This window comes from Acinetobacter marinus (genome assembly GCF_900096915.1).
Lineage (GTDB): Bacteria > Pseudomonadota > Gammaproteobacteria > Pseudomonadales > Moraxellaceae > Acinetobacter > Acinetobacter marinus.
The window spans coordinates 572,900-592,055 of record NZ_FMYK01000001.1 but is presented as its reverse complement, the minus strand read 5'-3'; the positions used below and the strand labels follow the sequence as shown (position 1 = coordinate 592,055).

Sequence of the window (19,156 nt, the reverse complement as noted above, 5' to 3'; positions counted from 1 at the left end):
AGAGGGCGTTCAAATTTTTCCTCACTCACCTTAAATGGATAGCAATTCAAATTCAAGTTCTTGATTGTTATTTAGGTAAATTTGTACCGATTTTTGTAGATACTGCGTAGGAATGTCATCATAGACGCAGAATGTGCCAGCGATAGAAATCAGTTGTGCTTCAAGGCATTGGCAGAAGATGCGTGCTTGCGTGTCACCACTGGCACCTGCAATAATCCGTCCACGTGCTGTGCCATAAACAAAAATATTGCCCGCAGCGATCAGCTCAGAGCCATTGTTCATGCTGGCAGTGAGTACGATGTTGCCGTGATCTTCGACTAGACTTTGTCCTGTGCGCAGGATTTCATCATGATAGACCGTTGCTGCGCTGGCAGGTGAAGCCACAGGTGTTGTTTGATTCGAGCCAACGGTTTCAGTGCTATTACCATGTGTTGGTGCAGTCACTTCTGTTTCTGGTGCAGTATTGGCTTGAGAGCTGGCGGTAATACGCTGAATTGGTTGATCTTTAGGCAGGACAGGGAATTGGATGGCACGGGCATCTTCACCGAGTAATCCATCGACCACCGCCATTGGTTGCAGTTCAAATTCGATCAGCAGTTGAATCAACACAATTAACTCTTGTTTCACTGTACTGTCAATGATGACCAAAGTGCCTGCATAACCTTGACCGTCAGTAAGACTTTTCAGTTGTTGGCGAATCTGTTCTAAATCATTATTACTAAAGGTAAGACGAGAAAAATTGACCATGCGCCCAGTGATGCGTATGTCTGTCATGTGTGTTCCTTTGCTTTTTCTTGCCAAATCTCAAGCGTTGGCTAAATTCATGGATGATGTGGCAACATGCTAGAGCAATTTGTAGGATTGTTCTAGTCGCAAATGTGGTTTTTGCACAATAATTAACGGCGATAGCAATTGCGAAAGCGTTGACTCGGACAAAAAGCTCGCTCAGATGGATAATGTGCGTCCATTTTAGAGCTACTATACTTGAACTGCTATTCTTACGTTACTATTCCTGAGTTTCTTCCAGAATTTGTTGCCATTGTTTGATTTTGATTTGCTCTCGGATCAGATCGAGACTTTCTTGCACGATGGAATCTGCTAGTGCATCGATTTCAGCGGTATTGAGTTTGATCTGACTGACTTCTTGCGCCACTTCAGTCAGCACTGGATTTGCCACCTGACCAACACTGCTTGGCTGTGCCAGTCCATCAATGATGCCACTGCTGATATTTTCGCCCAGACGTTGTCCAATGGCTTGGATCAAACTTTCAATGCGTGAGCCAACCACTGGCATCAATTTTAACAGTTGAGTCAGTTCAGGCGTGTCATCGATGGCTTGATAGACGATTTGACCAATATTTTCACTGATATTCTGGCGTTGTAGGAGCAGTGCTTTCGGAAGAGATTGTTGTAAGACACCCGCCAACACTTGTGCAAATTGTTCACGGTGCCGATCAATCAGTTGGTGAATGCGCTGATTTTCACCATCGCTGTCATTCATTTCTTTTTCAGCTTGTTTGAGCACGGTGAGTACAATACGGCTGGTCAGTTCTTCCATGACCAAGTCATAATAAAACTTGGCACGATTGAGGATATTTTGCGGCACAACTTGATAGCCGAGTTCATGCAAGCGGTAGGCAATCACGCCAGCGCGTAACAGTCGGAAAAAACGCAACATCGGAATGATGGCAATTACCTCATACCAATGCACAAAAGGGAAAAACCACCAACGCTGATGATGTTTATAGATAATCGCAATCAACCAACGCACGCCCAATTCTGCGATCAAATAAATAATAAAATAACGATCAATGACTTGAATGATGGGGTCAAAGGTATGGATATAATCTTGGCGTAAATTGCTGAGGTGCATCACTTGTGCAACCCATGAGCCAAAGTCACTATGAATCACAAAGTGGATGAATAACACCAAAATATTCAGCACAATCAAGATCATCATGATCACATCATAGACCAAGAACAGCTTCCACTGCGTGGTGGTATGATCGATTGTCTTGCGGTTTTGCTGTTGTGCGTTACGCTCAGTCATGCAGACCTCATCCTCGTTGTCTTTTTATTTCACACTGCTTTTAGTTCACACTGCTTTTAGTTCACATGGATTTGACTTTAGATCGCTGTCGCAGTGAAAAGATCGCATTTATCCAGTGATTGTGAGTTTGCTCAATAATATAGCCAAGTTCCTTAAAACAGCATTTTTAAATGAAATGGAATCATCCATTGTATTTGGCGTGTTTTAAGGAAAATAGCATAAAAAGAAGAGCTTAAAAATTATTGCGTGGCGTATTTTTGTTTCAAAGCGCTGATACGCTGATCTTTTTCACGCCAGATTTGATCGACCCACTGCTGGAATTTTCCACGAAATTCGGCATCTTCTTCATAGTTGCCCGCCAAAACCCATTCAGGTAAATCAATTTTGTGCAGTTCAACCGCAATGCGAGGCACTTCACCGAGCCAAAATTCGCCATAACCAGGTGCGCCATCAGGATAAACAATGGTCATGTCGACCAAAGCATCAATATGCTCACCAAGTAAATTGAGCGCCAATGCCAAACCGCCTGCTTTGGGTTTGAGCAGATTTTGATACGGCGATTGTTGCGCAGCATGTTTTGCTGGAGTAAAGCGTGTGCCTTCGAGATAGTTGAGTAAAGTAAACGGTTGATTGGCTAAATACTGACAAGATTTCCGTGCTTCTTCAATGTCTTGCATTTTGAGTGCAGGATTTTTGGCAATCTGTTCTTTGCTGTGCCGTTTCATCATCGGGAAATCAAGAATTTTAAAGGCTTGCCCCACAAAAGGGATAAAAATCAGCTCCCACTTGGTGAAAAATCGAGTCAAAGGCATCCGCGATACACCAAAATACTGATTGACCGTGGTATCCACCCAGCTTTGATGATTGCACATCATGATGTAACGACCATCCATTGACAGCTCAAGCTGATCATCGACATGAATATCCCACTTGGTCTCAGGTAAGACATGCTCAATCAACCAATTATTCACATTCAGCCAACTATTGGTTAATTTGATCGTTGTGTCGTCAATGCTTTTATTCCGACCAAATAAATGAGTCAGCCCCAAAGCGAGCACAGGTGGCCCATGTAAGAATGTGCTGGCGGTAATGGTCGATGACACAGAAAGCCCTTTGGCAATTTTTTTAAACACATTGTTTGATTTTACTTTTGACATGTGAGACCTAAATTATGGAAATCGAACTGTGGGAAAAACATAGCAGAGAAGTGCAATGAAGCCAAGAGATACGCAGTCATTTGCTGTGCGACTGTATAATAATAAAGATAGCAAAAATGAGGATGGCAGAAATGAGAATGACAAAAATAGGAATGGCAAAATACAAGAAACAAGACAACTGCGCAGATTGTGAACAGAATGTGATGAAGGAAACACTGACATGAGTCACAAATATTTCAATTTGTAAAAAAATAGCCTCTTTTTTACATTACTTCAATGGTTTATTCAAAACTATATATCATAATGATCGACATATTAAACACAAGACGAAGGAGGCATGCCATGCGTGCACTAGCAATTTCAGCCGTCATCGGGGCAGTCGCATTAACAGGTTGTACAACTGATCCAACAACAGGTCAGCGTGACTACAACAAAGCAGCAATCGGCTCAGTGATTGGCGCAGCAGCAGGCTATGGTCTTTCTAAAGGCAATGCAAACACGAGCGCACAAAATAACCGTGCCGCAGCAATTGGTGCGATTCTTGGCGGTGCAGGTGGTTATGTACTTGACCAAAAAGAGAAAAAACTAAAAGAACAATTGGCAGGTTCAGGTGTAGAAGTTGACCGTAATGCCGATGGTTCGATTGGTTTGGTGATGCCAGGTAACATTACCTTTGCAACCAACTCGTATACCATTAGCCCAACTTTCTATTCGACATTAGATAAAGTTGCGCAAACTTTAAATGATGGTTCTGTTGCCGTTGTCGTTTCTGGTTATACTGACAGCTCAGGTAACGACAGCATCAACATTCCATTGTCTAAAAACCGTGCTGCCGCTGTTAAACAATACTTGATTAACAAAGGTGTTTCTTCAAGCCGTATCAGCTCTGAAGGCTATGGCGCAAGCAACCCAATCGCATCAAACAGCACGGCTGCGGGTAAAGAGCAAAACCGCCGTGTCGAATTGAATGTCTATGCAACATCTTAATCTCGATTGATAAGATGGTAATGAAAGAGCGCTTCGGCGCTCTTTTTTATGTGCATTCTTTAGCACAAAGCCAAAATAACCATTCAAAAGAAACGGCAAAAAACAGTAAAAAAACATCAGTCGGAAACCTCAGTAAAATTTTCAAAAAAGATTGCATGGAATCCGCTGTAGTCCAAACAGAATCGGTGCTAAGATCAACCGAATTTATTTATTTTTCCGTGTCATCTTATGGACTTGCGTACTCAGGCGTTTAAAATCGATTTGCAATGGTGTCTTGCACAGCTTAAAAAAGAACAACGGCTCAGCGATAAAGATGCGAGCTTGATCCAAACCACATCCCGCTCCAGAGAACAACTCACATGGCATCCTTTGCAGTGGATTGCTTATTTTAATGTGACCGATCAAGCGCATCCAGAGGCTAAATTGACCTTAAATCGCCTCTGTCAGTGGCTGGCACAGCAAGCGGATGTGCCTTATTTTGTGATTGATCCACTCAAAGCCGATGTGGCGAAACTGACCCAAGTGATGTCACAAGAATTTGCCCTGCGAAATCGGATTTTGGCAGTAGAAGTCTTTGCTGATCGGGTGGTGATTGGCACAGATCAACCGTTTTATAGCGAATGGAAGGCAGGTCTAGGCAATACCATTAAAAATAAAACTTTAGATGTGGTGCTACTGAATCCTGAACAACTGACACGCTATCTGCATGAATATTATCAAGTCAGTCGTGCCGTGGCGTCAGCACAGGGCTTAGGTGCATTCAAATCTGAAAAAGGTGTGGAAGCCTTATTACAGTTGGGTGAAGTCAGCAATAATCCTGATGCCAATGATCAGCATATCGTGCGCATTGTCGATTGGATTTTACAGTTTGCTTTTGAGCAAGGTGCCAGTGATATTCATCTTGAGCCACGTAAAGATAATGGTCGGGTGCGCTTTCGTATTGATGGGGTGTTGCACAATATTTATGACATGCCAAGTAATATTTTGATCGCCGTGATTGCAAGGATCAAAATCCTAGGTCGTTTGAATGTCGCTGAAAAACGCAAACCACAAGATGGTCGTCTAAAAACCCGCACACCCAAAGGCATTGAAACCGAATTACGACTATCGACTTTACCGACTGCATTTGGTGAAAAGATGGTGATGCGTATTTTCGATCCAGAAGTTTTGGTACGTTCATTCGAGCAATTGGGTTTTAGTGGGCAATTATTTGAAACTTGGCAAAAGCTCAGCAGTTTTACCCACGGTATTATTTTGGTGACAGGTCCGACAGGCTCGGGGAAAACCACAACCTTGTATTCGACCTTAAAAGCCTTGGCAACCGATCAAGTTAATGTCTGCACCATCGAAGATCCAATCGAAATGCTAGAGCCGAGCTTTAACCAAATGCAGATTAATCCTGCCATTGATCTTGGCTTTGCGGATGGGATTAAGGCGTTAATGCGTCAAGATCCCGACATTATCATGGTCGGTGAGATTCGAGACCAAGATACCGCCAATATGGCGATCCAAGCAGCACTGACAGGACACTTGGTGCTTTCGACTTTGCATACTAACGATGCACCATCGAGCTTGACACGCTTAAGTGATCTTGGGGTACAACCGTTTCTCTCTGCGGCAACCATTCTTGGTGTTTTAGCACAGCGTTTGGTGCGCACCTTATGCCCACATTGTAAAAAAGCCGTGACAACCGATCGCGAGCTGTGGCAACAATTAACTCAACCGTGGAATGGTCATGCACCTGAACAGGTCTATGAGGCGGCGGGTTGTGATCAGTGTCGACACACAGGCTATAAAGGGCGTGTTGGACTGTATGAGATGATGCCGATTAGCCATGAGTTAAAACGCTTACTTGGACAAGGCGCAAGTTTGGAACAGATTCGCCAGACTGCGTATCAAGAAGGCTTGCAACCATTGCGTTTGGCTGGTGCAAAACGTATTGCAGAAGGCTTGACCAGCTTTGAAGAAGTGATGCGCGTGGTGCCGTTATAGGATTGATTTTGCAATCGATAATAAAAAAGCCAATGAAGACTCAATCTACATTGGCTTTTGATCCCACGATGATAATTTTAGTATTGAACGATTATTTTAATTATTTGGTGAGAATCAAACGGTTGTTACGGGTCAGACGGAGGCGATATTCTTCACCTGCGTGCAAGATGCGGATTTCTCTGCCGAGGGCAAATAGATTGCTCGAATGTAGCATTGGTAGATTGTGTTGCGTATCATTACTGCGAGTGAAAATCGTGAAAGGTGCGTTCATTGTTGTTGACTCCGTGGTTGTGATCTAACGGAATAAATGATAATAATTATCGAAATCATCTGTCAATCATTTTCATAAAATAATTGTTATTTTTTCCACCGAATTTGTAAATATCCCATGAATGCAGACAACTTTCAGAAATCCATCAGCGTATCGATCGCGATTATTCGTCATCAAAATCAGATTTTGCTGGGCTGGCGAGATCAAAAATTGGCACAAGGCGGTTGCTATGAATTCCCAGGGGGCAAAGTCGAGCAGGGTGAAACGCCAGAGCAGGCGGTCATCCGAGAGGTATTCGAGGAAGTGGGTATTGCTGTGCAGCCCATCAAATGCTTTGCAACCTTTCAGCATCACTATCCAGATCGGCTGTTAACGCTGTTTTTTATATTGTGCGCGGTGCAAGATGTCGATGAACTAAAAAGAATCGATGCAGGGTGGCACTGGATTGCATTGGATGCATTGCAAAACTATCAATTTCCAGCAGCCAATCAACGCATCATCGAACGGCTGACATGGGCTAGGCAGATCGCAATTTTAACCGACAATAATTTAAATTTTAAAACCCCAGACACTAAAGTAATCAAGCCGAATGTCGGCGCATTATATGTTCGACTCAGTGGTGAAGATTTTAAGCAGTTCGTAAAACATAAAGCGCATCTTTTTGATCAAAAGCAACTGATTGTGCGTTGGCAAGACTATTTGAATTTAGAGCAATCGCTTCAGGACAAAACCTTTGCAGTGCATTTAAACCATACGGCATTAGCACGACTTGCACAGGCTAAAGCCGTAGATGAATCACAATACAATGAAATCTCAATGTCATTACAAGGAAGGAATCTTATCGCTGCCTGTCACAGCGAACTTGAAATAAAGTATGCCAATACGCTTGCTTGTGATGCGATTTTTCTCAGTCCTGTACATGCCACGCCAAGCCATCCCGATCAAGTTGGCATGGGCTGGGATGCTTTTGCAAGCCTAGCCACTTTGGCTGATATGCCTGTCTATGCTTTAGGTGGAATTCAACTGGCAGACTTAGCAACAGCTCAAACATATGGTGCATATGGTGTTGCTGGGATACGAGACTTTTTTGATTGAACGACAGCAATTCATCGCTCTCGCATTGCGATGATTTCAATCTGCTCATCTGAGATGGCTTCCTATCTCAGATGTTTTTCAATCTAAACAGACATAAAAAAGCTGAATATGATTAACATATTCAGCTTTTTAGCTCTAATGTCATGTTAGTAGCGTTGCATCATTTGCTGGGCTTGACGTGCCAAGTTGGCATTGTTGCGCAGTTTTGCTGACTCTAGGATTTGCTCCCACAGTTGCTTACGAATGGTATTGTTTTGCGCAAAACTCAGCCCTTTACGGGCGAAGGCTTCGGCACTACTGCCTTGTTTGCGTAAGTTAGCAAGTCTCGCCAGCTCTCGATAGACTTCTGCCGATTGCGGGGCAATACGCTGGGCTTGAATTAAGCTACTCTCAGCCTCTTTGAGATTGTTTTGGCGTAAGTTTTTTAAGTACGATTGCATCAGGTTTTGATAGGCGGGTACGCCTTGCCCATCTTTGAGCTTTTTCGTATTGTTTTGATTTTCTGGAAGAATCACCCGAGGTGGCTGACGTGACGGTAAGGGCTGTGATTCACGGCGGATACCGTCATCAGGCAAAGCAGTCACCACGACTTTGGATTCTTTTTCCTTTGGTTTCTCTTCCGATTGTGTTTCAGTCTTTGCCGTTGGAGTATTACTGGTACTTGGTAAGCTCTGACAGCCCACCAAACCTAGTATGCTGAGGCTGGCGAAGACCAAGGAGAGTTGAGAAAATAGAGATGGTTGTGAGGATTTTGGCATAATTAACGGCTCCCAATCGTATATTCACCTTCGGAAATCACGGTGCTTCCACGTTGTTGCGGGGCACGTTCCGAGTCACTTTCACGTAAATAGTTTTGCGTAGATCGTGGGGTGTTTTGATTCAATGGATTATTTAAATTTTGCGAATTGTTTGGTCGATTTGCCGAGTTGTTACCCGTTGATGTGCGTGGTTGCATAGTGTTTTGATTTTGCATCGGTGCAGGTTGTGCGTTCGGCTGTGGATTGAGCGGATGTTCACCACTCAATCCCGTATCTGGAATCGGATTACCAAATTCATCGACATAGCTTTCTTCATAATACTGTGGCTCGACCTGATAATGCGGTAGACCACAGGTGGTTGCTTGGCGTGGAATAGTATTGCGTAGCAGAGGCACATAGACCGCACCCGCACAGCCTTGTGCAGACAGTAAGCCCTCAAAGCTGTCGATCCATTGCCATGAGATATCATCAGGTTGTGGCATGTCATTTGGCGTGTTTTTCAGTTGCTTCATGACATTGATCCAAACAGGTAAGGCACCTGATGAACCAGTCAGTCCAATCGGTTTATTGTTATCTTCACCAAGCCAAACTACTGCCAGATAATTACCGCTATAGCCTGCAAACCATGAGTCACGTGCATCATTGGTGGTGCCTGATTTTCCTGCTAAACCCATGTCTTTTGAGAAAGTGTTGTAAGCAGAACGCCCAGTTCCGCTCGACATGACTTGTTGTAAGCCATAGTTCACCAGATAGGCTGTCGATGGATCGATGGTGTTTTGCACTTTCAGTCCATAGCGCTCAAGCAACACACCATCGGCATTGACCACTGAGCGAATACTACGGGTTGGATAGGCATAACCACCTGTGGCGAAGTTTTGATAAATCCCCAAAATATCCATCGGGGACATATTGACCGCACCAAGTAAAATCGAAGGATAGCGAGGCACTTCACCTTGATAGCCAAGGCGATGCAAATTATTGATAAATGTTGGTAAACCTGCTTCCCAGCCAAGTCGCACAGCAGATAAATTATAAGAATGCGCAAGCGCAGTTTGCATGGTGACCATGCCTTTTTCACCGCCTGCATAGTTTTTCGGTTTCCAATCTTTGAGCCCTGCACCACGAATCACGATCTCGCTGTCTTGAATCGGGCTTGCCCATGTATAGCGTCCAGACTGAAGGGCTTGCATATAGATTACAGGCTTGAGTAATGAACCGACTTGGCGTTTGGCATCGAGCACACGGTTAAATCCAGTAAACTCACCTGTACTGCCGACCGCAGCGACGATTTCACCATTTTCAGGATGTGACACGATCACCGCACCTTGTAGGTCTTTCAGCTTCGATGGATTACTTTTTGATAGGCGTGCTACGGTTTTTTCAAAGGTATTTTGGATACGAGACTGCGCCAAAGGATCTAGTGTGGTAAAAATCCGTAAGCCTTGGTTGGTTAAATCTTGCTCTTGATATTCTTCTTTGAGCTGACGACGCACAATGTCCATAAAGTCAGGATACTTCATGGCGGTATAGCCTGGTTTATCGAGCACACCCAGCGGACGAGCGACTTCGGCATCGTACTCTTTTTGACTGAGTTTCCCAGTGACCAGCATATTGTGTAGTACCACATCACGGCGGGCACGGGCACGCTCAGGATTGCGCCACGGATTATAATAAGATGGTCCGTTGACCAAACCGACTAAAAAGGCAAGTTTTGCAGTGTTCAACTCACGAAGTGGTTGCCCGAAGTAATACTGTGCAGCCAAACCATAGCCATTAATCGAATAGTTGCCGTTTTGACCGAGATTGACTTCATTCAGATAGGCTTCGAGAATGTCATTTTTGCTGTAATGTAGCTCGACCAATAACGCCATCAAGGCTTCATTGGCTTTGCGTTTATAAGTGCGTTCAGGGGTCAGGTAAAAGTTTTTAACCAATTGTTGGGTTAGGGTAGAACCGCCTTGACGCTTGCCACCTGTAACATTACTGAGCAGGGCACGAGCTGTACCACGAATCGACACACCATGATGCTCATAAAAGTTACGATCTTCGGTGGCGATCAAAGCATCGACCAAAGGAGCAGGGACATTTTTCAGCTTAATCAACACACGGTCTTCGTTGTGCTGTGGATAGATACCACCGATCACCATTGGCTCAAGACGTAAAATACCTGTACTCGATGGCTGTGTGGTACGAATGGTTGAAATGGTTTCGCCATTAAAATTCAGCTCAATAACACGCTCTGGCTCTTTACTATCGCCAAAGTCAAAACCTCGTGTGTGAATAAACAGCTGTGAACCGTTATTATCAAACGTCCCTGGATCATTATAATCATTAGCAGATTTATAACCGAGCAAACGCAACTCATCTAAAATATCTGTTTTACTACTATCCGCTTGGCTATAAAGTTCCAGCGGACGTGCATAAACTTTGGCGGGAATATCCCAGCGCTGACCGTCAAAACGATCCCGAACAATATTGTCCAGACGCACCAAATAAATCCCCAAGCCAATACAAAAGACAAGGAATAGAATTAAAAGAATAAGTGAAATGAAGCCAAGACCACGTTGTTTCTGCATTGATTAAAATTTCATGACAACTAACAAATTGGCTAAATAATGCGATAGCAGACAGGGATATGCAATACAAACTGTGTTGTTAATTGCTAAATTTCTTTGATTTCACAGAAAAATCATAAATCATCAGAAAAATGAAGTTGCTCGATTGGTCATCTCGCCTTGAAATGCTATGATGGTGAGGAATTTCACTGGAGTGAATTGGGTGCAACAACATTTCTCGAAATCTTTTCGGAATATCGGTCTGATCGGACGTCCGGGAAAGTCTTCGGTGGTCGATACCTTAAAGATCATTTATCAATATCTCAATGAGCGTGGCTTACGCATCATCTTTGACCAAGAAACAGCCGAGCTTGGACCGTTTGACAATGTGCAAATTAGTAGCCGTGCACATCTTGGTCAGGTCACAGACTTGGTGGTCGTGGTCGGTGGCGATGGCTCTTTATTACATGCTGCCCGTGCTTTAGCAAAATATAATGTGCCTGTGGTCGGGGTCAATCGTGGTCGTTTGGGGTTTTTAACGGATATTTCGCCTGCGGAAGTTTTGCATAAACTCGGGCAGGTCTTAGATGGTGATTTTATTCACGATCAGCGCTTCTTGCTCGAAACCGAAGTGCGCTCAAAAGGGCAGACGGTATATCAAGATATTGCCTTAAATGACATTGTATTGCACTCTGGAAAGTCGGTGCATATGATTGATTTTGAGCTCAATATTGATGGGCTGTATGTTTATCGTCAGCACAGTGACGGTTTGATTATTGCTTCACCAACGGGTTCTACAGCATATGCTTTGTCAGGTGGTGGTCCGATTGTTCACCCGAATATGGATGCGATCGTGATTGTACCGATGCATCCACATACCATTTCTTCCCGTCCGATCGTGGTCGGCGGGCAGTGCGAAATTAAGATTTTTATCCGAGATAATCAGATTTTGCCGATGGTGAGTCCTGACGGTCAAAATAGTGTGACTTTGCAAGTCGGCGATCAACTGTTGGTGCGTAAGCATCCGTTTAAGCTGACTTTATTGCATCCACCAGGGTATGATTTCTATGCGGCATGTCGAACCAAACTCGGTTGGAATCGTGATTTTGAACCTAATGATGAATAATTGAACTGCTAAGTAACTGGTGCAATCCGCAGTTACTCTTATGACCAAGATGAAGTGAATAGTCTGATGAATATTGAACAAATGCTAAACACATTAACCCCTGAAATCGTTGAAAAACTGAAAACAGCGGTGGAAATTGGTAAATGGCCAAATGGCGTTGCGCTTACCAAAGAACAGCGTCAAACCTGTATGCAAGCGGTGTTGGTATGGGAACACAAACATTTGCCTGAAACTGAACGTACTGGCTATATCGATCGGGGAACCAAAGAAGAGGACGAACCTTGCGACTCACATGATCCGAAAGATGATGAGTTTAAACCGATTCGATTTACTTGATGAATTGCATAAACTGTAAAAAGCACTTCAATATGAAGTGCTTTTTTATCCTGAAATTTCCAAGAATTAAGTCGTTGCAGTAAAACGTGTTTGCCAAAGCGTTTGTGCCTTTGTTTGGGCAGCAGCATAATCCGATTCCATCTTCATAGTCATCAGCGCAATTGCTAAAGTTTCAACAATCGCTTGTTCACCGTATTCATGCGTTGCATCACCCAGCCAAACTGCCTTGAAGTAATCTAAATCAAAGCCTTCTTCTGCGATGGAGCGATCAGGATTGATTTTTGGTAATTCCAGCTCATAACAAGCGCCGTCTTTAATGCCACAAATCAAGGTCTTGGCATCAGGGTTGCGCTCAAACTCACCGCCTTCACCTTTAATCACTGCACTATTTTGATAACCCAATTGAAAGGCAGCCTGTTGATGCGAGGCACGATAAGCAGGATGAAAAATCGCTTGTAGTGTGGCTTTGGCATCAAAAGGATTGATTAATCGGGACAGCGTGTGTACAGGTGAGCGCAAACCCAAAAATTGACGAAATTGAATCATTTCAGCGAGCTTTGGGCACATCAACTCTAAGGGAATAAAGGCAAAATTCTGTGATTGCAAATGTATATCGACCTGATCGAGGGCAGTACAACTTTGAAAATCAAGTGCTTGCACTGCTTGTTCGGTATATAGGCGATTGGTGGTGTGTCCAGCCACGCCATGCATCACCACTTTATAGCCGTGCTGTGCCAAGGTCAGCGCTGAAAGTAAAAACCACGGATAATGTTTGCGTTTGCCTGCATAGCTCGACCAATCTAAATCAACGTCACAGCTCAGTTTTGGTAATTTTAGGCTGTCTTTGGTGGCTTGAACAAAGCCTGTCAGCTCATCAACAGATTCTTCTTTGACTCGAAGTAGCATCAAAAACGCACCAATCTGCAAATCTAGCGCTTCGCCACTCAAGATCATTTTAAAAGCGTGATATGCCTCATCATAATTCAGCGAACGACTGCCGGTTTTGCCTTTGCCAAGTATGCGCACATATTGGGCAAACGGATGTTCTTCGATGGCGTATAGATTTCGCTTTTGAGTAGATGTCGGCATAGTTAGGCTCATTTGGATAAATTTTGGTGCAGTGTTGCTAATGTCGTGTTGATGGTTGATGGTGCGTATTGATCATAAAGCAATTCGTATGCCGAAGACAGTTGTGTTCGACTTGGTCTTTGATTTAAGCTGATTTTTGCACCAAAACAAGGCAAAATGCGTTACAATTCAGCTTGATACTTTCTGTTCGATACTTTCCGTGATTTTCTTATGTCCTCAAAAAATACCACCACAGTTGATGCGCCCAAAGTGCCCGTTAAACAACGAATTATTCATGCACTGAGTTATGAGCTAATCCTGTTGGTGATTGGTACGCCTATTCTGAGCTGGGTGCTCAACAAGGATTTGAGTCATACAGGGATGTTGTGGGTGGTGATGAGTGTCATCGCCATGCTGTGGAATATGTGCTTTAACGCTGTATTTGAACGCTTTGAGCGTCGGATGAATTGGCAAGTGCGCACCATTGCTGTGCGTGTAGTTCATGCGATTGGTTTTGAAGGTGGATTATTGCTGTTTACCGTACCGATCATTGCGTGGATGATGCAGATCAGTCTATGGCAGGCGCTGATATTAGATATTGCGCTGGCAATGTGTATTGTGGTGTATACCTTTATTTTTCAATATTGCTATGATCAAATCATGGCGAAACAGACGCAACATCAAAAACCTTAAGTTATTTTTATTTCACTTGTACTGCGACACTGTATTACATCAAAACATAGCGTATCGAAATATGTATCTAAATCTTTCGATTGAAAAGGGGAAGATCACGAAAAATGTGATCGGTTTAACAGACTGAAGTGCTGTTGGTAGGTATATAAAATACTGTATAAAAAATATTCATCAAATGAATAACAATATCTGAAAAAATAGGTATCAATCTCATTTTAGTCGTGCTAAGCTCACGGCGTAGTTTTGGATTGAGATTGCACATTTCCGTCGCAATACAATGCAGATATACAAATGGATGTGAATGGGTTGATGTTGAAAGTTCTTCAGAATGATAACGAGAGTAAAATAACTAAGATGTTTTTTCAATCGTGTTTCTCTACTGTTAGCAGCACCTGTGCGTCCTTATTTTTTTCCAAGAAACGATGAGGAATAGTTATGTCGGCACGTGAACAAGGTGTTGTTAAGTGGTTCAACGATACTAAAGGCTTTGGTTTTATCCAACGCAGCAGCGGCGAAGATGTATTCGTACATTTCCGTGCAATTCAAGCAGAAGGTCACCGTTCACTACGTGATGGTCAAAAAGTTGAATTCACAGTTGCTCAAGGTCAAAAAGGCTTGCAAGCTGAAGAAGTTCGTCCTATCGACTAATTTCACGCAGAATACTTAACTTGGTGGCTACAAGTTGCCAAGTTATAAAAAGCACTTTATGTTTTGCGATTTCGCATCATAAGGTGCTTTTTTTATGCTTGAGTTTTGGAGAAAGAAAGCGTTCGATTGAGAGCTATTCATCTCAAAGTTATGTTTGAATATTGCTATTGTTGGCTCAGTTTAGGTTTAAAACACAATGCAGTAATACAGCTCCCCACCGTCGCTAAAAACATATCTTGATGTGCATCCCAAATATCACCTTGCTGTCCATTATAGTTTTCAGCTTGCTCTGGCGACATGCCTAACGCAATCCACCATTCGATCAACTCATAAAACATGCTACTTGCCATCACCCAAAGAATGCACACTAATGCAATCTTTGCATGCTGTTGTAAGGGCTTAAGCCATGCTGAAAGTATTTGATAAAAGAAAGGGTAGAGTAATAAGCCATAGGCAAAATGCACAAGGCGGTCGAACATATTACGTTGCCAGCTAAAAGTTGCATTGAGATCAAAACCAAATAATGCCTGAATCCAGTCATTATATGGCACATAAGAATAGAGATAATGCGCAGCTAAAATGTGAATGGCGAGAAAAATGCCGTATAAGACAAAACTCGAGTTACTCAGCTGGAGCTTATGATTGAAATAAAATAATGCGCCGAGCATGATCACTGTGCCGAGCTGATGCAGTAGGTAGGATTGCATCTCCAGTGGATGAATACTGGCAATAGCGACCATCACGATCAACACCAAGATGGTCAGCCATTTGATTTTATTCATTATTATATCCAGTATGCCTTTATCTCAATAAAGACATACTAGCGATTTGTTTGATTCAGAACAATTTAAATTTCTGAGAAATTATAAATATTTCTTGAGGTCTTTGGCTTGCTGTTCCGCATTACCTGTATAGCTCGCAGGGGTCATCTCAGCAAGGCGAGCACGATCAGGTGCAGGCACTTGCGTCAGCTCATCACCATTGACAAAGTTCACCATCATGTCACGAGTCATCGCTTGACCACGCGTCAATGCTTTCAACTTTTCATATGGTTTTTCAATGTTATAACGACGCATCACAGTTTGAATCGGCTCAGCCAAGACTTCTTGCGCTTGGTTCAAATCTTCCAACAGGCGATCAGCATTGAGTTCAAGTTTACCAATGCCTTTTAAGCAGGCATCAAATGCAATCAAACTTTGCGCAAAGCCAACGCCCATATTACGCAGTACCGTTGAGTCGGTGAGGTCACGTTGCCAGCGAGAGATTGGTAATTTTTCACCCAAGTGTGCAAGCACGGCATTGGCAATCCCGAGGTTACCTTCTGAGTTTTCAAAGTCGATAGGATTCACTTTGTGTGGCATCGTTGATGAGCCAACTTCGCCATCTTTGAGTTTTTGTTTGAAGTAACCGAGTGAGATATAGCCCCAAACATCACGATTAAAGTCGATCAAAATGGTGTTAAAACGACGCAGTGCATCGAATAATTCCGACATATAGTCATGCGGTTCGATCTGTGTGGTGTATGGGTTGAACGTCAAACCTAAAGACTCAACGAAGGCTTGAGAATGCTTCGCCCAGTCAAGTTCTGGATAAGCTGACAGATGCGCATTGTAGTTACCGACTGCGCCATTGATTTTGCCTAGCAATTCCACTTGTTCAAATTGTTTGATTTGACGAGAGAGGCGATACGCCACATTCGCCATTTCTTTACCCAAAGTTGTCGGGCTTGCAGTCTGACCATGTGTGCGAGATAGCATTGGCTGTGCTGCATGCGTTTCAGCGAGTTTTGCAATGCTATCTAAAATATTTTTCATACTGCTCATCAGCACATCACGACCACTTTTCAGCATCAACGCATGTGACAAGTTGTTGATGTCTTCAGAGGTACAGGCAAAGTGAATAAATTCGCCTGCATCTTTCAGCTCATCAATATGTGCAATTTTTTCTTTAAGAAAATATTCAACTGCTTTGACATCGTGGTTGGTGGTGCGTTCAATCTCTTTGATACGATTGGCATCATCTTCTGAAAAATTCGCTACGATCGCATCCAGTGCAGTATTAGTTTCTGCGCTAAATGGTTGAATTTCAGTGATGTCTGCATGATTGGCAAGTGCTTGTAACCAACGCACTTCAACCGTAACACGAGCATGGATCAGACCAAATTCAGAGAGGAAAGGGCGTAGAGCGTCGCATTTGCTGGCATAGCGTCCATCGAGTGGTGAAAGTGCGGTTAGGCTAGAGAGCATGACAATTCCTTAGACATTAAAGGGAAAATTGAGGGAAATTAAAATCGTATGTTCAGCGAGATGATTAACCATCATGAACCATCTCTTTTTGACTTTGCTGATATTGTATCGAAGCAAAATAACGAATCTGTTTAAGCGTTTTGGATTTGGTGAAAATCATTTTCCACGGACTACCGCCTAGCTGTCGCCAATAATGCGCCGATTGTAAACCTGTAAATAACATCGCTCGGATCAGCGCCACATCATGCGGATTCTTAAAGGTGCGAGCAGTGCCCTTGACCATAATCCGAGGCTTCATGGTACTTGCGGTGTCTGTATATAACGTCGCTAGGCTTTGAATGATACTTTGATGCTGAAAATTATGCTCAAAAAAAGTCAACTGACGAATGATCTGTTGCTGAGTGTTGAGAATTTTCTGCTGAAAATCTTTATTACTGTAGACCTTGCTTGAGAGCTGTAGCATAGCCATCGCATAAGCCAAAGTCTGTTTACTTGCAGGCAATTTAAAGCGTGGAAAACGATGCTTCGGCTGTGGATCGTAAGGCGCAATCAGACTTTGTTCGAGTGTGCGTAAACCTAAACCCAAATGCTCAAGTGAGCCAAAAAATAATAAACTATTTTGATTGGGATTGTCCGTTGCACGAATATTTAGAGCCGCTTGCAATAGCGTTTGACTGTATTGATCACCTGTATCATGTACCGCTTGACTGCCACGGAGGGCAATCAGATGCACAATCTGCGCTGCCTGAAACACCGCAGCCAGCGCCAGCACCTGATGCTGTTCACGGCTGAGCGTCACGCTTGGCTGAAAAGGGCTAAGATCGGTCATGTACTATTGCCTTGTAACGGTTAGGTTGCCTTGCTAGGCTAGCTACGATTGAAATTTTAAAATCAACTGATCACGTTAAATCCATCAAGCTAAATAGCTCAAACCAAATAGCTTAAACTAAGTATTGCGGTAAAGGTGCGTCAATACTGCGAATCACACCACCACCCAAACACACTTGATCTTGATAAAACACAACAGATTGCCCAGGCGTTGCGGCACGTTGCGCTTGATCAAACACCACACGTACGCCCTGTGCAAAATCAGGATGTGGAAATATTGTACAGTCTTGATCGGGTTGGCGATAGCGTGTTTTTGCAGTACAACGCAGTCCAGTCGTCGGAATGGCTTGTTCGCCTGCGATCCAGTCAATGTTTTCACTGTCAAGACTATGACTGAGCATCAGCGGATGTTCATGTCCTTGACCAACGACAAGTCGATTATTTGCAATGTCTTTGTGCAATACGAACCATGCACCTTCAGCCACATCTTTTAATCCGCCAATGCCAATCCCGCCTCGTTGACCAAGTGTGTAATACATTAAGCCATGATGTTCGCCGATGACTTTACCATCTTCCAAAACAATTTCCCCAGCTTGAGCGGGCAGATATTGCTTTAAGAAATCACTAAAGCGACGCTCACCGATAAAGCAAATCCCCGTCGAGTCTTTTTTAGTCGCTGTGGCAAGATCATATTTCTTGGCAATTTCACGCACTTGTGGTTTTTCTAACTCACCAACTGGGAATAAGGTTTTATTGATCTCACGACCGTGTACGGCATGTAGGAAATAGGTTTGATCTTTATTATTGTCCACACCACGAAGCAGTGGCGCATAGCTTTCGCCTTGACTATTTTGCAAAGTTTGCCCACGGCGTGCGTAGTGACCTGTGGCAATATAGTCTGCGCCCAACGTCATGGCATAGTCCAAAAATGCACGGAATTTAATTTCTTTATTACAGAGAATGTCAGGATTTGGCGTGCGTCCTGCGGAATATTCCGCCAAGAAATGCTCAAAGACACGATCCCAGTATTCTGAGGCAAAATTCGCGGTATGGAGCTGAATCCCTAGCCGATCAGCAACCGCTTGCGCATCGGCTAAATCTTCCAGTGCCGTGCAATATTCCGTACCGTCATCTTCCTCCCAATTCTTCATAAATAAGCCTTCGACTTGATAACCTTGTTCAAGTAAAAGTGCCGCAGAAACTGAAGAGTCCACACCGCCAGACATGCCGACAATGACATGTGTGTTTTGTGGAGTATGAGCATTGTGATCAGTCATAGGAGAATGTTGTTCCAAAAAATTAGAGCCTAAAATTAACAAGGCAGTTTAAAAGCCTATATGGCGTTT

17 protein-coding genes and 1 pseudogene are annotated in these 19,156 nt (G+C 43.4%); 7 read left to right on the top strand and 11 right to left on the bottom strand.

The window, feature by feature from the left end; translation table 11 throughout:
- Nucleotides 1–30: 30 nt before the first annotated feature.
- The 3 genes from minC to BLQ60_RS02650 form a co-directional block, all read right to left on the bottom strand.
- The gene (gene minC, locus BLQ60_RS02660; protein WP_092615551.1) at nt 31–774 is read right to left on the bottom strand and encodes a septum site-determining protein MinC; all 744 of its coding nucleotides are present in this window, start codon (nt 772–774) and stop codon (nt 31–33) included.
- A gap of 232 nt (nt 775–1,006) precedes the next feature.
- Entirely contained in the window at nt 1,007–2,050 is a 1,044-nt protein-coding gene (locus tag BLQ60_RS02655) for a hypothetical protein (RefSeq protein ID WP_092615548.1), read from the bottom strand.
- Nucleotides 2,051–2,289: 239 nt separating this feature from the next.
- On the bottom strand, nt 2,290–3,207 hold the full coding sequence (locus BLQ60_RS02650; protein WP_092615545.1) for an acetyltransferase: 918 nt from the start codon (nt 3,205–3,207) through the stop codon (nt 2,290–2,292).
- A gap of 342 nt (nt 3,208–3,549) precedes the next feature.
- Here BLQ60_RS02650 and BLQ60_RS02645 point away from each other — a divergent pair, with 342 nt between their 5' ends.
- Both BLQ60_RS02645 and tfpB read left to right on the top strand, forming a co-directional pair.
- Nucleotides 3,550–4,194, top strand: a complete 645-nt coding sequence (locus BLQ60_RS02645) for a YiaD family glycine zipper/OmpA-like lipoprotein (protein ID WP_092615542.1) — start codon at nt 3,550–3,552, stop codon at nt 4,192–4,194.
- 228 nt (nt 4,195–4,422) lie between these two features.
- Entirely contained in the window at nt 4,423–6,186 is a 1,764-nt protein-coding gene (tfpB, locus tag BLQ60_RS02640) for a type IV pilus assembly ATPase TfpB (RefSeq protein ID WP_092615539.1), read from the top strand.
- Between the two features lie 100 nt (nt 6,187–6,286).
- On the opposite strand, the gene hemP is transcribed toward tfpB, so the two are convergent.
- On the bottom strand, nt 6,287–6,457 hold the full coding sequence (gene hemP, locus BLQ60_RS02635) for a hemin uptake protein HemP (protein ID WP_092615537.1): 171 nt from the start codon (nt 6,455–6,457) through the stop codon (nt 6,287–6,289).
- 117 nt (nt 6,458–6,574) lie between these two features.
- On the opposite strand from hemP, the gene mutT reads away from it, so the two are divergent.
- Complete coding sequence (mutT, locus tag BLQ60_RS14180; protein WP_092615534.1) at nt 6,575–7,552, top strand: 8-oxo-dGTP diphosphatase MutT; 978 nt, start codon at nt 6,575–6,577, stop codon at nt 7,550–7,552.
- Between the two features lie 146 nt (nt 7,553–7,698).
- Here the strand turns inward: mutT and BLQ60_RS02625 are convergent, their stop codons facing one another.
- Together BLQ60_RS02625 and mrcB are read right to left on the bottom strand one after the other, a co-directional pair.
- The gene (locus BLQ60_RS02625; protein ID WP_092615531.1) at nt 7,699–8,310 is read right to left on the bottom strand and encodes a tetratricopeptide repeat protein; all 612 of its coding nucleotides are present in this window, start codon (nt 8,308–8,310) and stop codon (nt 7,699–7,701) included.
- Nucleotides 8,311–8,615: 305 nt separating this feature from the next.
- Nucleotides 8,616–10,886: pseudogene (gene mrcB / locus BLQ60_RS02620) on the bottom strand (penicillin-binding protein 1B); the annotation flags it as partial.
- 202 nt (nt 10,887–11,088) lie between these two features.
- On the opposite strand from mrcB, the gene BLQ60_RS02615 reads away from it, so the two are divergent.
- Complete coding sequence (locus BLQ60_RS02615; RefSeq protein ID WP_378235163.1) at nt 11,089–11,991, top strand: NAD(+) kinase; 903 nt, start codon at nt 11,089–11,091, stop codon at nt 11,989–11,991.
- A gap of 66 nt (nt 11,992–12,057) precedes the next feature.
- A complete protein-coding gene (locus tag BLQ60_RS02610) occupies nt 12,058–12,327 on the top strand; it encodes a YeaC family protein (RefSeq protein WP_092615522.1) in 270 nt (89 codons plus the stop codon).
- A gap of 66 nt (nt 12,328–12,393) precedes the next feature.
- On the opposite strand, the gene BLQ60_RS02605 is transcribed toward BLQ60_RS02610, so the two are convergent.
- Nucleotides 12,394–13,416 carry a glycosyl transferase family protein gene (locus BLQ60_RS02605; RefSeq protein ID WP_092615519.1) on the bottom strand — a complete coding sequence of 341 codons (1,023 nt, stop codon included), beginning with the start codon at nt 13,414–13,416 and terminating at the stop codon, nt 12,394–12,396.
- 210 nt (nt 13,417–13,626) lie between these two features.
- Between BLQ60_RS02605 and BLQ60_RS02600 the strand changes: the two genes are divergently transcribed.
- On the top strand, nt 13,627–14,088 hold the full coding sequence (locus BLQ60_RS02600) for a PACE efflux transporter (RefSeq protein ID WP_092615516.1): 462 nt from the start codon (nt 13,627–13,629) through the stop codon (nt 14,086–14,088).
- Between the two features lie 435 nt (nt 14,089–14,523).
- Complete coding sequence (locus BLQ60_RS02595) at nt 14,524–14,736, top strand: cold-shock protein (RefSeq protein ID WP_092615513.1); 213 nt, start codon at nt 14,524–14,526, stop codon at nt 14,734–14,736.
- A gap of 164 nt (nt 14,737–14,900) precedes the next feature.
- Here BLQ60_RS02595 and BLQ60_RS02590 read toward each other — a convergent pair whose 3' ends face one another.
- The 4 genes from BLQ60_RS02590 to mnmA form a co-directional block, all read right to left on the bottom strand.
- Nucleotides 14,901–15,518 carry a DUF2238 domain-containing protein gene (locus tag BLQ60_RS02590; RefSeq protein WP_092615510.1) on the bottom strand — a complete coding sequence of 206 codons (618 nt, stop codon included), beginning with the start codon at nt 15,516–15,518 and terminating at the stop codon, nt 14,901–14,903.
- A gap of 81 nt (nt 15,519–15,599) precedes the next feature.
- Nucleotides 15,600–16,982 (bottom strand): adenylosuccinate lyase, encoded by a 1,383-nt coding sequence (gene purB / locus BLQ60_RS02585; protein ID WP_092615506.1) that lies wholly within the window; start codon nt 16,980–16,982, stop codon nt 15,600–15,602.
- 64 nt (nt 16,983–17,046) lie between these two features.
- Complete coding sequence (locus BLQ60_RS02580; protein ID WP_092615503.1) at nt 17,047–17,811, bottom strand: DUF489 family protein; 765 nt, start codon at nt 17,809–17,811, stop codon at nt 17,047–17,049.
- Nucleotides 17,812–17,923: 112 nt separating this feature from the next.
- The gene (mnmA, locus tag BLQ60_RS02575; RefSeq protein ID WP_092615500.1) at nt 17,924–19,087 is read right to left on the bottom strand and encodes a tRNA 2-thiouridine(34) synthase MnmA; all 1,164 of its coding nucleotides are present in this window, start codon (nt 19,085–19,087) and stop codon (nt 17,924–17,926) included.
- Nucleotides 19,088–19,156: the final 69 nt, after the last annotated feature.

Coding starts and splice junctions, on each gene's coding strand:
- BLQ60_RS02595 (WP_092615513.1), top strand. CDS start 14,524: ATGTCGGCACGTGAACAAGGTGTTGTTAAGTGGTTCAACGATACTAAA.
- BLQ60_RS02625 (WP_092615531.1), bottom strand. CDS start 8,310: ATGCCAAAATCCTCACAACCATCTCTATTTTCTCAACTCTCCTTGGTC.
- BLQ60_RS02645 (WP_092615542.1), top strand. CDS start 3,550: ATGCGTGCACTAGCAATTTCAGCCGTCATCGGGGCAGTCGCATTAACA.
- BLQ60_RS02655 (WP_092615548.1), bottom strand. CDS start 2,050: ATGACTGAGCGTAACGCACAACAGCAAAACCGCAAGACAATCGATCAT.
- tfpB (WP_092615539.1), top strand. CDS start 4,423: ATGGACTTGCGTACTCAGGCGTTTAAAATCGATTTGCAATGGTGTCTT.
- BLQ60_RS02650 (WP_092615545.1), bottom strand. CDS start 3,207: ATGTCAAAAGTAAAATCAAACAATGTGTTTAAAAAAATTGCCAAAGGG.
- hemP (WP_092615537.1), bottom strand. CDS start 6,457: ATGAACGCACCTTTCACGATTTTCACTCGCAGTAATGATACGCAACAC.
- BLQ60_RS02600 (WP_092615516.1), top strand. CDS start 13,627: ATGTCCTCAAAAAATACCACCACAGTTGATGCGCCCAAAGTGCCCGTT.
- BLQ60_RS02605 (WP_092615519.1), bottom strand. CDS start 13,416: ATGCCGACATCTACTCAAAAGCGAAATCTATACGCCATCGAAGAACAT.
- BLQ60_RS02590 (WP_092615510.1), bottom strand. CDS start 15,518: ATGAATAAAATCAAATGGCTGACCATCTTGGTGTTGATCGTGATGGTC.
- mnmA (WP_092615500.1), bottom strand. CDS start 19,087: ATGACTGATCACAATGCTCATACTCCACAAAACACACATGTCATTGTC.
- mutT (WP_092615534.1), top strand. CDS start 6,575: ATGAATGCAGACAACTTTCAGAAATCCATCAGCGTATCGATCGCGATT.
- minC (WP_092615551.1), bottom strand. CDS start 774: ATGACAGACATACGCATCACTGGGCGCATGGTCAATTTTTCTCGTCTT.
- BLQ60_RS02580 (WP_092615503.1), bottom strand. CDS start 17,811: ATGACCGATCTTAGCCCTTTTCAGCCAAGCGTGACGCTCAGCCGTGAA.
- purB (WP_092615506.1), bottom strand. CDS start 16,982: ATGCTCTCTAGCCTAACCGCACTTTCACCACTCGATGGACGCTATGCC.
- BLQ60_RS02610 (WP_092615522.1), top strand. CDS start 12,058: ATGAATATTGAACAAATGCTAAACACATTAACCCCTGAAATCGTTGAA.